This is a genomic window from Acinetobacter schindleri (genome assembly GCF_010918895.1).
Taxonomy (GTDB): Bacteria; Pseudomonadota; Gammaproteobacteria; order Pseudomonadales; family Moraxellaceae; genus Acinetobacter; species Acinetobacter schindleri.
The window spans coordinates 2,536,832-2,552,077 of the sequence record NZ_CP044483.1; the positions used below are offsets into that span (position 1 = coordinate 2,536,832).

15 protein-coding genes are annotated in these 15,246 nt (G+C 40.3%); all 15 read right to left on the minus strand.

What is annotated here, in order from left to right:
* Positions 1-118 precede the first annotated feature (118 nt).
* The 15 genes from bamB to ilvC all read right to left on the minus strand — a co-directional run bounded on the left by bamB (position 119) and on the right by ilvC (position 15,234).
* Positions 119-1,267 (minus strand): outer membrane protein assembly factor BamB, encoded by a 1,149-nt coding sequence (gene bamB, locus FSC11_RS12175; RefSeq protein WP_163167146.1) that lies wholly within the window; start codon positions 1,265-1,267, stop codon positions 119-121.
* Positions 1,264-1,962, minus strand: a complete 699-nt coding sequence (locus tag FSC11_RS12180) for a YfgM family protein (RefSeq protein WP_004889998.1) — start codon at positions 1,960-1,962, stop codon at positions 1,264-1,266. Before FSC11_RS12180 ends, bamB begins: the two co-directional genes overlap by 4 nt.
* A gap of 30 nt (positions 1,963-1,992) precedes the next feature.
* Positions 1,993-3,288 (minus strand): histidine--tRNA ligase, encoded by a 1,296-nt coding sequence (gene hisS / locus FSC11_RS12185; protein WP_163167148.1) that lies wholly within the window; start codon positions 3,286-3,288, stop codon positions 1,993-1,995.
* A 3-nt stretch (positions 3,289-3,291) separates the two neighbouring features.
* Positions 3,292-4,413 (minus strand): flavodoxin-dependent (E)-4-hydroxy-3-methylbut-2-enyl-diphosphate synthase, encoded by a 1,122-nt coding sequence (gene ispG / locus FSC11_RS12190; protein WP_004890004.1) that lies wholly within the window; start codon positions 4,411-4,413, stop codon positions 3,292-3,294.
* Between the two features lie 23 nt (positions 4,414-4,436).
* Complete coding sequence (locus FSC11_RS12195) at positions 4,437-5,228, minus strand: helix-turn-helix domain-containing protein (protein WP_163167150.1); 792 nt, start codon at positions 5,226-5,228, stop codon at positions 4,437-4,439.
* Positions 5,219-6,019 carry a type IV pilus biogenesis/stability protein PilW gene (gene pilW, locus FSC11_RS12200; RefSeq protein WP_163167152.1) on the minus strand — a complete coding sequence of 267 codons (801 nt, stop codon included), beginning with the start codon at positions 6,017-6,019 and terminating at the stop codon, positions 5,219-5,221. The genes FSC11_RS12195 and pilW overlap by 10 nt, the downstream gene beginning before the upstream one ends.
* Before the next feature lie 14 nt (positions 6,020-6,033).
* Positions 6,034-7,269, minus strand: a complete 1,236-nt coding sequence (gene rlmN / locus FSC11_RS12205; RefSeq protein WP_163167154.1) for a dual-specificity RNA methyltransferase RlmN — start codon at positions 7,267-7,269, stop codon at positions 6,034-6,036.
* A gap of 122 nt (positions 7,270-7,391) precedes the next feature.
* A complete protein-coding gene (ndk, locus tag FSC11_RS12210; protein ID WP_004813112.1) occupies positions 7,392-7,823 on the minus strand; it encodes a nucleoside-diphosphate kinase in 432 nt (143 codons plus the stop codon).
* Between the two features lie 111 nt (positions 7,824-7,934).
* Entirely contained in the window at positions 7,935-8,135 is a 201-nt protein-coding gene (gene iscX / locus FSC11_RS12215; protein ID WP_004813114.1) for a Fe-S cluster assembly protein IscX, read from the minus strand.
* Positions 8,136-8,224: 89 nt separating this feature from the next.
* Positions 8,225-8,776: a phosphatase PAP2 family protein gene (locus FSC11_RS12220; protein WP_005220946.1), complete on the minus strand. Its 552-nt coding sequence runs from the start codon at positions 8,774-8,776 to the stop codon at positions 8,225-8,227.
* Between the two features lie 69 nt (positions 8,777-8,845).
* Entirely contained in the window at positions 8,846-9,256 is a 411-nt protein-coding gene (locus FSC11_RS12225; protein WP_163167156.1) for a hypothetical protein, read from the minus strand.
* A gap of 12 nt (positions 9,257-9,268) precedes the next feature.
* Positions 9,269-11,602, minus strand: coding sequence for a fimbria/pilus outer membrane usher protein (locus FSC11_RS12230; protein WP_163167158.1), 2,334 nt, complete (start codon positions 11,600-11,602; stop codon positions 9,269-9,271).
* A 44-nt stretch (positions 11,603-11,646) separates the two neighbouring features.
* Positions 11,647-12,348, minus strand: coding sequence for a fimbrial biogenesis chaperone (locus FSC11_RS12235; RefSeq protein WP_004813121.1), 702 nt, complete (start codon positions 12,346-12,348; stop codon positions 11,647-11,649).
* A gap of 113 nt (positions 12,349-12,461) precedes the next feature.
* On the minus strand, positions 12,462-12,983 hold the full coding sequence (locus FSC11_RS12240) for a DUF4402 domain-containing protein (RefSeq protein ID WP_004813123.1): 522 nt from the start codon (positions 12,981-12,983) through the stop codon (positions 12,462-12,464).
* A 1,234-nt stretch (positions 12,984-14,217) separates the two neighbouring features.
* On the minus strand, positions 14,218-15,234 hold the full coding sequence (gene ilvC / locus FSC11_RS12245; RefSeq protein WP_163167160.1) for a ketol-acid reductoisomerase: 1,017 nt from the start codon (positions 15,232-15,234) through the stop codon (positions 14,218-14,220).
* Positions 15,235-15,246: the final 12 nt, after the last annotated feature.

The window sequence follows — 15,246 nt, forward strand, 5'->3', positions numbered from 1 at the left end:
TGGAAGAAAATGGGAATAGGATTAAAGCCTAAAATAAATAAAAACACGGGGCATTGAACATTCAATCACCCCGCGTAAAAAATACGGTTGGCTTATTTTAGCATAAGCCACAGAAAAATTAACGATTCTGCCAGATACTGTAAGCACCCTTACGTGTCGACACATAGAGCTGGTTGTCGATCACACGCAGTGTGCGAACTTCACCAGAAGTCTTGGAACGACCAACAATCTGTCCAGTAGACGGATCAATCAAGTGTAATACACCGTCTAGGTCACCGACTACAAGGTCTGTACCCAGCATGACCGGGTTGCTCAGCTGACGGTTTAACAGCTGGTCATTTTCCCAGAGTTTCTGGCCAGACGTAATTTCATAGGCGGTGATTTTACCATCAGTCTGGGCAACAAAGACACCGTTACCTACAACTTCTGGACGCTGGATACTGCTGGCATCTTCACTCCAGATCACCTGCTGTGAAGCCAGATCAAGCACAGTCACCTGACCTTGATAGCTGGTTGTTACTACAAACTGACCAGCAACGACCGGCTCACCATCAATATCATTCAGACGTTGAATATCGGAGCGACCATCAGATACCGCTACACGGCGCTGCATTTTTGGCACGCCAGTAACTGTATCCAGAGCATAAATATAGCCGTTTGCTGAAGCAATCAGTACATGACGTGGGTCAAGTGCGACTGGTGCCGCCATACCACGCAGGCTGAATTGTACATTAGGTAGCTTATAAGTCCACACCTGTTTACCAGTACTGACTTCATGAGCGAAGACCATACCATCATTCGCCACGGTAATCACACGGTCTGCATGCACTAAAGAGGGCGCAATAATGGCACCCGACAATTGGGCAGCCCAACGCTGTTCACCCGTCTGCTGATCTAAAGCAAACAGCTGACCTTTGGTATTGCCTGCAATCACCAGACCAGAAGCCGCCTCCACACCTGCGCTTAAGCCGGCTTTAGACACTTTTTTCTGCCAAAGACGTTGCTTGCCCTGATAAGCAGAAATTTCCCCATTTGGATTAATGGCAAAAATCACACCGTTGTCTGCATCGAGGCGTAAACGTAATGGATCTGCTTCATCCGTAGAAGAAACACTGCTAGAAAATACAGGAACTAGTGATTTTGCCTGTGCAAGTTTAGGAAGTGGATTTGGCTTGGCTTCTTCCACTTTAATGGTTTTCCCCGCACAACCTGCCAAAGCAAGAGTTAAAACGGTTAAGGCACAGGTGAGTTTGTATTTTCTATTCATTCAGTTTCTTCCACTTGTGTATCTATAATCGGGCGTTCAATTTCAGGATCATCGACCAATACGCCAACACTTTCTAGTTTAATTTGTAAAATCTGACGTTCTTCTTTGCGTTCTACCAAAGCATCCCATGCACTTTGATACACTTTCTTGGCATTTTCAATATCATTTTTGGCAACATAGATATCTCCACGTGCTTCATCCGCAGTTGCTTTAAAAGCAGGCTCATTCACCGCTTCTAAAGTTTTCAATGCTGCATCATATTTTTTCTGTGCCAGCTGGGCATATGCCAGACGAAGTTTAACTACTTGCACCAGACCTGCATCATCCACCTTGGAGTTTTCAACTTTCTTCAGTGCACGTTCAGCTGCTGCATAATCTTCTTTGTCATAAGCCAGTTTTGCCATTACTAGCTGAGTCTGAATCGCCTGCGCTGAGTCAGGTGCTTCCTTGACAATCTTGTCCGCAGTATCAGACAGTTTAGCAAATGCATCGCCCTGAGTAGACCGTGCATCATCCATTAACTGCTGTACCTTGGCAGTTTGCTTCTGCGACTCCGCCAGGTTCTTCTTCTGCCAATATTCCCATCCAAAAAAGGCAATCAGCGCAACCAGAATCCCGGTAATGATTGAAGAGCCATACTTCTTTGTGAAGGATTTCAAACTTTCAAGTTGTTCATCACCACCAATTGCGCTCATGTGATTACCCCTTTCCTAATGTCTTATCGATTATTTTGAAGAAATTTTAGTTGTGAAGAATGCCACAAAATCAGTAAATGGCACATCTGATTGCTCTGCTGTTGCCAGCTCTTTTACAGTAAAGGTCTGTGCTTCAAGTTCACGTTCACCAATAATCGCGGCATAGATCGCCCCAGACTGGTCTGCCTTTTTCATTTGCGATTTCATTGAACCTTGTGAGCCAACTTTCAGGCGAATGCTACTCCCGGCAGCTTCTATCTGGTCACGGATCTGTTCAGCCAAGACCAGTGCCTGACCTTGAGAAGCAGGGTCTGCCACCAGAAATACTTCACAATCACGTACAGGTGTGTTGTTTTCAACTTGCTCCAGTAAAAGCAGTAAGCGCTCCATCCCCATTGCAAAACCAACCGCAGGTACAGACTGGTCCGCCTTACCTTTTAACTGACCCACCAGCCCATCATAACGACCGCCGGCACAGACTGTACCTTGTGAACCTAAATGTGTTGTGGTCCACTCAAATACGGTTTTGTTGTAGTAATCCAGACCACGTACCAGTTTCTGGTTGATGACAAAGCTGACGCCTGCATCAGTCAGGTATTGCTGTAACTGGTTAAAGTGCGCCAGTGTTTCTTCACCCATAAAGTCATGCAGTTTAGGTGCATTTTCTAAAATAGACTGAGTTTTGGCATCTTTAGAATCCAAGATACGTAAGGGATTGGTGGTCAAACGACGCTGAGAATCTTCATCCAGATCGGTTTTATGCGCTTCCAAAAATTCAACCAATGCCGCGCGGTATGCTGCACGTTCATCCGACTCACCCAAAGTATTGAGTTCAAGCTGGACTTTATCGGCAACACCCATACGTTTCCATAAACGCGCTGTCATTAAAATCAATTCAGCATCTTGATCTGGCGTGGCTACACCAAAAGTTTCCACACCAAACTGGTGGAACTGACGGTAACGGCCTTTTTGTGGTTTTTCATAACGGAACATAGGTCCGACATACCACACTTTCGGGGTCGCACCACGCAGCAGGTTATGCTCAAGCATGGCACGTACGCAACCTGCTGTACCCTCAGGACGCAGCGTCAAAGACTCCGGTGGATTGCCTTTGTCCAGAAAAGTGTACATTTCTTTTTCAACGATATCCGTTGCATCACCGATTGAACGTTTGAACAGATTGGTCTGTTCAACGATTGGCAAACGAATTTGTTGATAACCATAAGCATCCATCAGACCCGATAAATGCTGTTCAAGACGTCTCCAAGCTGGGGTTTGCGTTGGGAGAATGTCATTAAAACCTTTGATTGCGACGATTGAACTCATGATCTACTCAGGAAAACTTGTACGAATAATTTCTTTAGATTTAGCTTCTTCAAGCTCGGAAACACGTTGACGAACCATAGCCTCGATTTCATCAACCAGTTGATTAGTATCAATTAAATGACTTTTTTCGCCATTACGATACACCAGTGAACGTGGACTTGCACCTACTACACCAATGTCGGCTTCCTTAGCTTCACCCGGACCATTTACTTTACAGCCAATCACCGATACATCCATTGGTGTACGAATATCTTCCAAACGTTCTTCAAGCGATTGCATCACTTTAATTACATTAAATTCCTGACGTGAACAGCTCGGGCAGGCAATGAAGTTAATCCCGTTAGAACGTAAACCCAGCGATTTTAAAATATCGAAACCGATCTTCACTTCTTCTTCAGGTGCTGCTGCCAATGAAATACGCATGGTGTCACCAATGCCTTCCATCAACAGACCACCAAGGGCGATTGCAGACTTCACCGAACCTGTACGGTAAATGCCCGCCTCAGTCACACCCAAGTGCAGCGGGTTATCAATCTGTTTAGACAGCAGACGATAAGCATCCATAGTCAGAAACACATTCGATGCTTTTACCGATATTTTAAATTCATGGAAATCTAAACGGTCTAAAATATCGATATGACGCATCGCCGATTCAAGCAGTGCCTCGCCTGTTGGCTCGCCATATTTTTTCTGGATGTCTTTTTCTAATGAACCTGCATTGACACCAATACGCATCGAGATATCGTTATGACGCGCAGCTGCCACGACTTCACGAATCTTGGCTTCTGAACCGATGTTACCTGGGTTAATACGCAGACAGTCTGCGCCCAAGTCAGCTACTGCTAGGGCAATTTTGTAGTCGAAGTGAATGTCTGCAACCAATGGCACACTCACCTGTTTACGGATTTCCCCAAACGCTGCCGCTGCTTCCATACTTGGTACAGAAACACGCATGATATCAGCACCCGCATCGACACAACGCTGGATCTGTGCGACCGTTGCAGCTACATCACAGGTTTCGGTATTGGTCATACTCTGGATGCTGATAGGCGCATCACCACCGACATAAACAGAACCAACACGAATCTTGCGGGTTGGACGGCGTTGAATCGGATTCACAATCATGATTTGTATCTACTCTCTTGCCATTAACGTGATAAACGGAATTCTGCTTTTCCGTTTACAGTATATGGTGACAATGAAATATTTTCGTTATTCAGGGTCATGGCCACAGCGGTTGCATCATCAAGACGGATCTGAAATGGAGTTTCACCATTTAAATCCAATGTTGATGATTGACGACCAGTAGCGAGTACTTTACCGGTTGAGTCAACAATATGGACTGAAGTAGGACGGCTAAATTCAAGTTTTAGCTGATCACCAGATACTGCTACATTGGAATCCATATTAATGATTTCAACGTCTGATGCCTGAGTCATTACTTCTGGTTCTACTTCAGCGCTACTATTGCCTGACCAGTTTTGGATCATCGCGACCAATGCGCCTAAAACTGCTAACGCCACTAATGCGATTAAACCGCGTTTTAACCATTTACGGTTACGGTCACGATTAGAGCCTGGTAATTTACCCATAATCTTGATTGGGGAGTTGTTCAAGGCATGATTCGGCAACAGACCGGTATCATTAGCATAAATCTCATCAAAACGTTGAATGATATTCGATGCATCGACGCCTAAGAACTTCGCATAAGTACGATAATAACCCTTGATAAAGGTCGCTTCCGGTAAAGCTTTATAATCATCCTGTTCCAGTGCAGTCAAAGTTTTGACTGGAATATTCAGTTCACTTTCAACATCTTCCAGCTCAAGTTTCTGGTTGATACGAATCTGGCGCAAGTACTCACCTGGACGTTGAACATTTCCTAACGCGTTTGGCGCTACGCTCGAATTATTCGATGGTGAATTAGGATTTACTTCCATACGGCCTCAGTAGTGTACTGTAATTGCAAATAACGTTGGTATTCCGGGCTTTCAGGGAATAATGCGCGCAATTGGTTGACCAATACTTGCATGCCCATTTGATCACCCTCGGCACGCGCAGTACGAATGCCGATCCAGAGCGCACGAGCACCCTGGTTTTTGTGTCCCACTGAACGTACAAATTGTTGATACATATTCGACGCTGCCGGGAACTGCTGATTCAGATAAAAAATCTCTGCCAACTCTAACATTGAAATGTAAGAATCGCGATTGGCTTGCAGGGCCTGTTTGAATGATTTTTCAGCATTCACCAGATCACCTTGCTTCAGGTAGATCCGCCCCATATTTTCAAGCGCAAGATAACGCTGGTCATAGCCCAGTGTCGCGCCTGCAATTGCAAACTGTTCAATTGCATCATTATAACGTTCAAGCTGATACAAATAGGTGCCATAATTGTTACGTGCCTGTGCATTTTTAGGTTCGACTGAGATCGCGCGCTTAAAATAAGTTTCGGCACGATCCAAGTTCAGCTTACTGCCTTCCTGCTGTAACAAAACACCCATCATCATATTAGCTTGAGCATCACGTGAATTAATTTTAAGCGCCTCATCTAGCGCTCTTTTCGCTGAATCCAGATCACCAGTCTTCAGATATTCAACCGCCAATTGAGTACGCACCTGGGTCGCTTTTTTAGGATCTTTTTTGCCCACTTCTGCTGTTTGACATCCAGATAGAGCAATAGAAACACATACTGTTGAAATAAAAGCAATTTTAGATGTGAGATTTCTCAATTGGTGACCTCTTGTTATCCTTGTGAGCGCATAATCTCATTCGACTGCGCGATTTTCTTCTTCCACTGTTCCGCACGACGGGTACGGTCAGCAACTTGTCCCACTAATTGACCACACGCAGCATCAATATCATCACCACGTGTCTGACGAATCGTACACACAAAACCGGCATCAGACAAAGTTTTTTGGAAAGAAATAATCCGGTTACGGCTTGAACGGCCATATGGCGCATGCGGAAACGGGTTAAATGGAATCAGGTTAATCTTGCTTGGCAGGTCTTTGAGTAGCTTGATCATCTGCTGGGCATGTTCAGGTTTGTCATTTACGCCATCCAGCATCACATATTCGATGGTCACGTGCTTACGCGCACTTTCATTACCATCTTTAGTGATGTAGCGCTGACAAGCGGCAATAAGTTGCTCTAGCGGATATTTTTTATTGATTGGCACAAGTTCATTACGCAGTTCATCATTAGGTGCATGCAATGAAATCGCCAGAGCGACATCAATATCTTGAGCCAATTGGTCAATTTTAGGCACCACACCTGATGTTGACAGTGTCACACGGCGTTTTGACATACCGTAGGCAAAGTCATCCAGCATGATACGCATTGAATTGAGTACAGCATCGTAATTCAATAACGGTTCGCCCATCCCCATCATGACGACATTCGTCACTGAACGTTCACGCTCAAGCACGGGCACATCTTCCATATAGGAATAGTTTGCCATCCATAACTGGCCGATAATTTCAGCCTGGCTTAAATCACGCTGGAAACCCTGTTTACCCGTTGAACAGAATGAACAGTCCAGTGCACAGCCTACTTGTGAAGAAATACACAAGGTCTTACGTGAGCCAGTTTTATCTTCTGCCGGAATCAGGACAGTTTCAACCAGTGAACCTTCACCATCACCGACACGGAACACCCATTTACGCGTACCGTCTTTAGAATAATTTTTATGCACCACTTCTGGCGCTTTAATTTCACAAATCTTTTCCAGCTTTTCACGTAACTTGCCTGAGATATTAGTCATCTCAGCAAAATCAGTCACAAAAAATTGGTGAATCCACTTCATCACCTGCCCGGCACGAAACTTCTTCTCACCCATATCTTCGAAGAATTTTTCCATTTGTGGACGTGACATGCCAAGTAAGTTCACTTTCTCGACAGCCTTTTGCTGTGCTGGAGCGGATGGAGTGTGTTGCTGTGCATCAGAAACTGCTGATACAGCGACTGCTTCAGTACTCATGTGTATTACCTAAACCATGTCTAAAGATGAAAGGAGAAGCTCAATATCTGAGCAAAGAATTATTCAGGGAATAAAAAAACCAGATAAGTATAATAACACTTATCTGGCTTGAATACTGCGAATTAACGAGTACGTGGAGCAATCTCAGTTTGAGCGAAGAAGTAGTTAACTTCACGGTCAGCAGATGCTACAGAGTCAGAACCGTGAGCAGCATTTTCGTCGATGCTTACAGCGAAATCTGCACGGATAGTACCAGGAGCAGCTTCTTTAGGGTTAGTCGCGCCAAGAATTTCACGGTGAGCAAGAACTGCGTTTTCACCTTCAAGAACTGAAACAACAACTGGACCAGAAGTCATGAATGCAACTAGGTCACCAAAGAAACCACGTTCTTTGTGCTCAGCGTAGAAGCCTTCAGCTTCAGCTTGAGTCAGGTGCTTCATTTTAGTCGCAACAATTTTAAGACCCGCTTTTTCGAAACGAGCAAAGATTTCACCGATTACGTTTTTAGCAACTGCATCTGGTTTAACGATAGATAATGTACGTTCAATAGCCATGATTGGCTCCTTTAGTCAATGGTTGACATGAAAATTTGGCGCATTATACCGAGATAATCCGCAATTTTCTGCTTTTACTCTGTAAAAAAAATCGCTTTTTTAGATTAGGTCCTAGCGCGCCTCGTCAATCCATGCCATTTGAATGGCTTCAAGCAGACCTTCAGTTGATTTTTCAGGATTATCTTCAAAGTCTGGAAGTGCACAAACCCATGCATGCAAATCAGTAAAACGAATCCATTGCGGATCCACGTCCGGGTGTGCTTCATACAGTTCAATTGCGATATCAAGAGTATCAGTCCAACGTAAACCCATATCTATTCCTAACAGCCATTTGCTTCGATGTGGTACTTTAGCAAATCTGGCAGAATCTGCGAGTGTTTAACGGTTCCAGAGCTATATTTTTATAACACAATGTTCAAGAGCGGTGCCAGAGATATAAAACTTACCGCCACAGTTATACCGATGACAGCCCCCATTGCTACATCACTCGGATAATGCAGACCGAGTATCATTCGTGAGGCTGCGACTAACACAGTAAAAGGCAGCATTAAAATCAGTAGAACTGGAACTGCATAACCCAGCATCGTCGTTGCCATGACGGCATGCAAGGTATGTCCTGAGGGAAAACTGTAATAGTCTAGAGGATGGTCACCGAGACGAATAAGCTGATGCACCTGATAAGGTCGGGGGCGTACAGTTTTAGTTTTTAGTACTTTGTAGATTGCCGTACCAACAGTACTTCCCAAAATTAAATACAGCATTTGTAGACTGTATAATAAACCTTGTAGCGCCCAGGTAGCGATGATCATCACGTACCAGAATACGCCATTGCCAAGCCGACTGATAATTTTGAAAAAAGCAGCCACACGTCCAGAATGCGAAAGATGATTTAATACTACGCAACCTTTTAAATCCATCTCCATTAATTTTTGTTTTGCATGATGGAATTTCACCGTTTGGCTTCCTGTAATATTTTCAGTTCATTTTATCGATTCTTAGCTACCGAATTATTTAAATCAAATTTAGAAATTAATATCGACTGAAATCCGATCACGATAAGTACCTGCTGGAACACCATTAAAAGGATTATCTACCAGTTGAACAGATACGATAAATTTCTGTCGCTGGGCTGCGCTCTGTTGGAGTGGTACTCCCCACGCATTACCGCTTGCTCCTCTTAAATTTAACTTAGTGCGGAGTTTATAGGCGCCATTAGATACATAACTCATACCATCAGTACTAACCAGATTTTGGCTATTAAATAAAATTGAATAACCAGTATCACAACTGATATTAAAAGACGTGGCTGCCTGGCTACGCTGGTAGCTTTGCAAACGAAGCTCATCATTAGCAAAGCCATCAATTGAACAATATTGAGCAGATGCTATGGTGCTCATCGCGGATACTGCTATTAATAACAAGAGCTGTTTCATTATAATTTTCTCCTACTTGCAAACCGTTTCAAAAACATGTTTGTCCGCATTCTGAAATTGTATTTCATTCAGATTAAATTGTGCCTGGCATTGCTTTCCGCCTTGAGTTTTAATTTTCAGGTTATATGCACCTGCCTTAAATAAATAAAGATAGACCATACCCTGGCTATCAACAAAAGAAGATTCCTGACTGAGCCCGTCTACAAGAACTTCAGACCCTGCAACCAGCGAATTTTGCTGTGCATCCTTAAGTTTGACAGCAACCCGTTTTGTTTTATAAATCGGGAAATCCAGACGATATCCGCGTTGATCTAAGCCCACCAGTTTCTTAGAAGAGTGTTCAAAAGTTTCATCCATTGCCAGCTGGTTATGATCAAAAGAAATGTCATAATGAATATAAGGAATAAGATTATGAACAAACATATACCCTTGTTTATTGGTACTTCCTACACGTGTTGCCGAGCGATAAATATCAATATCTGAATGTTGGTCCACATTAACCAAGGCAAAAGCGTTATCAGCATATTTGGTCAAGGCAACTTTATTCCCCATCCAAACTAATGCGCCATCAAATGTAACTTGTGAATTACGGCGATCCTCATATTCATCATGAGATAATTGCAAGTTACCTACGCTGGTTTTCCATAAACCATAAGCATTGTAGTTAATTTCTTCATCACTTCGGTTTACACCCACGACATAATCAAAGCCATTCTGGGTCATGGTTCGATGGGCATAACTTAAACTTGTTTCATTATCTGCGGTATCATGATCCAGAGAAATCCGTCCTCGTTCGCCCCAATTATAATAAAAGGCGATACGAAATCCCTGATCTCCGTCCTCACTAAAATCTTTATAATAGCCAAAATCCGTATATAAGTTTCTCGTTAGACCTTTTGTCGCTCTAATATCAAAAAACTTACGGTCTTCTCGGGGTGAATCATCAAATTCATTATAATAAGATTGATAAATAAAATTAAAATTTAGACCATCAATAATTTTAAGATTAGAAAAGTTAAAATATAAAATACTTGAAGTCTCGATTTCGGAATCATATAAGTCAGTATTTAAATATTGATACTCTTGAGTAAAATATCGACTATTTAAGCCAACTGACCAGTATTGGGAACTTCGACTCAAGCCAACTGCAGCAGCATAACCTTGCTCATCTATACGATCTGCCTTGCTTGCTGATACGGCGGTATCTAAAAGAAAATACTTACTGATACCTTGGGTCCACAACACATCTACATTGCTAACATCTTCACTATAAAGTAAATCTAGGCCCAAGGTTGTAGAAGAGGTGATTCCTCGGCGAAAATAGAGTTTGCTAAAAAAATCACGATAATCATCATCCACAAGATCATAGTTATAACGCAGCTTTCCTAACGAAATATTGTATTCATTTAACCTTGGCTTCAATAACCGGCTATTAATATAAACAGGAAAACTCCGAACAGTACGATTTCCAAGTATATCCTCCACCACAATTTGAGCATCACCTGCCTGATTGACAACTCCTCCAGCTGGTAAATTGTAATTACCCGGGGTGATTGAATCCCGGTAAAGTCTTACACCATTAATAAAAAGATCTACCGTAGAGGGTAAGCTGGCGCTACCATTTAAGGCCGGGATATTCCAATACACAAAATCAGGACGATCAATATAATTGGTTCCAAAACTTAAACCGCCAAAACGAAAAGAATTATTTAGCAAGTTATAGGGACTGGTCGTATCACCGAAAGTCAGCTTTAAAAATTTTGTCGGAAAATCGATATCTAAGGTACTGTTTACGCGCAAAAACGTTTGTTCTGTTTCCTCAGGTTCATTCCGATAGAGAAACGCATTTTTAAACAACCAATAATCTTTAAAGATCCCAAACTCTGAGAACGTATTAAACTCCTGATCTTCTTCATCCTTACCATAGAACAGACTATAGTTCACAAAGCCACCAAAGTTTGCTTTTTCCGGAACTTCTATTTCCAGCTCATAATCGGTTCCTACGAAAAAATCTGCAGGAAAGAAGATTTTAATCGCCTGAAGACTATAATCATCCTCGACTGTAATTCCTGGCTGTGTTAATGAACAAAAATCTTTCTTAGCTAGGTGTCGTGAAATTTTTTCTACCCGTATTCCAATATCAGATAAAGCTTCACATTCAACAAATCTTTTCCCATTCTCAGAAAATGTTACAGTTTCAGTGTGATAATCCACACCATTGATCCATATATTAACGATAAGTACTTCTGGACTTTTTAGTTGATTTGATTCTTGACTAAGTTCTGCATTTGCATTTATCGCTCCCATACCACATGCAATCATTAGGAAAAGTTTTGTGGCTTTCATAGCATGATCCTTTTACTATTTCTTATTTTTATGAGATAGAACTATCACCCTTTTACTGGAAACTCTAAATACCCTGCCTGCTCATCTAACTTAATTTTTAATTTGGCTATATTCCCAGTTTTAATTTCACCTAATTCAAATTTAATTTTATTACCGCTTAACACATACAACGCCAAATCTTGTCGCAGTAATTCATTATTTTTATTATCGAGCACAACAACTTCAGTAATTTTCGCAAAAGAATTTTCTGAATTAATGATATTGAGATAGGCTACATTATTAATTTTATGTAGATCCACACTGAGCTTTGGAGGAACTACCTTTCCAGCAAAAAGTGGTAAAGAAAAATTAAATAAAAAGTTAATTGCAGACTCCTCTACAACCGGTGTTACTTCCTTAAAAACTACTCTCCAAGACTGTTGTTTTTCCAGGTTTTCTGGCGGCTGACTAAAGCCAATACGCACAATCTGCTTACTTTCTGGTTTAAGTTCAAAAGTTTTTGGATTAAATAATAAAGTTCTATCTTCTACGAGAACATCTTCTCCTTTTTCATCCTGCTGCCATTTAAATGCATTAACTTCATAGATTTTAGATTTAGATAGACCAGTACTTTCGATATTAACCGTAGTACTTTTCTGTCTTTTAAAATCTTGGATATTTAATTGTATTGGATTAAATTTAATTCCTGCAGACAAAGAAGCACTGTAGAGGAGCATAATTAGCAACCCTATTAATTTTATATTCACCTTTGACTCCAAATATTTAAATATAATTATTATTAATTTTTTATATTAAAGTAGGAGATGTTTAAAACATCTCCTAACGGTGTAACTATTTTATAAGAATGATTTTCTTATTTTTAGAATCGAACCGCTACTGTATAAGTACCACGGTAAGTACCAGCATCAGCGTTGTTATAATCATTTTGTGCAACTGTTGCAGTTACATTAAATGCCTGATCGGCATTGCCTGTACTAGCTAAAGTACCACCATTGTACGCATCAGCAGCGCCATTTTGACGTGTGCTCACTTGTACCGGTACTGCGCCACCCGCTCCAGTTAAAGTATTTGGTGCTGAGATTTGCAGTCTGTATGGTGCATTTGTACGTACATTAAATGTTCCTGTATCTGTCCAAGTACCATTTTGTGCTTGAGCCAGCGTTAAGGTTTCATCTACGACATCTAGGTCGCAATGTCGAGCAACATCTAGAACTACATTAATTTTTCCATCACACTTATCACCACAAGCATGCTTGCCTGGTTTATGTGGTTTAGTCGGTTTAGATGGACCTGGGCCACGATCTGGGCCACCTGCATATACACTTGCTGATCCTAAGCCAAGTACAACTGATGCTAATGCTGTTAGAACTATTTTATTCATTTTTTTCTCCATTCTTTTAAAAGAATATAAATATTTATTTCGAAGAACGGTTAATGCAAAACTCTTATTATTATGAGTGCAGCTACCTAACCGTAGGCTTATCTTATTATTATTAGTTCCAAAACATACAAATGTGATAACTTTCACAATATGTTTTATTATTCTTTCACAAAAGCACACTTTTATCTTAGATCACTATATTCTAAAGAATTATTTTTTTGAATTTTACAATTAAGGCAAATTAAAGAGAAATTTATAAAAACCAATTTTCTATCAATATTTTTAATCAAAAAAATCGATTAAAAATAAGTTATTGTTTTTTATTTTATTTATATTAAATAAAAAATAGTTGCATTAAATATTAAAACCTTACAAAATCTTACAATTTACAATCCAATATTTTAAAATAAAAAAATTACTAATTTTATTTTTTGATTTTTCATATATTTACATTACCTTTCTCATCAAAAACATTCAATATAAATAATTAAATTTTTACAATCAACAACTTAATAAATTATTTTTCACTATTTTAATACTTGTATCATAATTAATGACTTTTATTTCTTTTCTATACAAATTTATTCAACCTTAAATTTTATGATAATTTTACTGGATATAAATTTAGTTCAAATAATAATTTAATTAACTTTACATTAAAATAATTAAATTATTTTTCATTTTAAATATAAAAAATTTAATTATTCCTAAGTTATTAAGACCTGTTAATACTTAAAAACATTTTTACTTATTAATTAATTATATAAGCCACTATCTTCTATAGTTTATTTTATCTTAATTTTATTTATTAACTTTCTTTAATTCACCCTTAGATCTAATTATTCGCATTTCTAACTTATTAAAGAAAATTAATAGTCAACAAATAATCAATTATTTTTAAACCAAATAATATACATCTCTAAAAATAAAAATATAAAAACATCATTCAATTTGAGTGGTTTTTTCCTTTAAATCAAATGATCCGAGAAATTAGTTTTACGCTTTATAACGATCTTGTTTGCTTGAATTCAAGGTATGAACGAGTACAAAACACTGTTTTGTAAGAAGTGTAAGGAGGCAAAGCACTGCTTTGAATGAAGCACAAGAAGTGAAAGCACACTGTTTTCATCTATTTGAGGCATGAAGTTCAACTCAAATAAATCAGTTTTGTTTTTACAAGACATCAAAAAAGCCCCTGTTAAAAACAAGGGCTTTTCGACTTAGAAATTAGAACTTAGTTCTTTTCTTTGTCTACGATTTTGTTTGCTTGAATCCAAGGCATCATCGCACGAAGTTTGTTACCCGTTACTTCGATACCGTGAGCAGCATTTTGACGACGACGTGCAGTCATAGATGGGTAGTTCAACGCACCTTCTTGGATGAACATCTTCGCATATTCACCTGATTGAATACGTTTAAGTGCATTGCGCATTGCTTCACGAGACTGTTCGTTAATAACTTCAGTACCAGTTACATATTCGCCGTATTCAGCGTTGTTAGATACTGAGTAGTTCATGTCCGCGATACCGCCTTCGAACATTAAGTCAACGATCAATTTAAGTTCGTGTAGACATTCGAAGTATGCCATTTCAGGCGCATAACCAGCTTCAACCAAAGTTTCGAAGCCCATTTTAACCAATTCAACAGCACCACCACAAAGAACTGCTTGCTCACCAAATAAGTCAGTTTCAGTTTCTTCACGGAAAGAAGTTTCGATGATACCTGTACGGCCGCCACCAACACCTGATGCATAAGAAAGCGCAACGTTACGAGCGTTACCAGAAGCATCTTGATGAATAGCGATTAGATCAGGAACACCTGAACCACGTTGATATTCAGAACGCACAGTGTGACCAGGCGCTTTAGGCGCAACCATGATTACGTCAAGATCAGCACGTGGAACAACCTGGTTGTAAAGAACAGAGAAACCGTGAGCAAATGCAAGAGTCGCGCCTTGTTTGATGTTTGGCTCGATTACGTCACGATAAAGTTGTGCTTGGAACTCGTCTGGAGTCAAGATCATCACTACGTCAGCTTGAGCAACAGCAGCAGGAACTTCAGCAACTTTAAGACCAGCGTTTTCAGCTTTTTTCCAAGAAGTAGAACCAGCGCGAAGACCTACAGTTACGTCTACACCAGAATCTTTAAGGTTAAGCGCGTGCGCGTGACCTTGTGAACCATAACCAATGATCGCTACTTTCTTAGATTGGATGATAGATAAGTCGCAGTCTTTATCGTAAAAAATTTGCATTGCTGTCTCCGC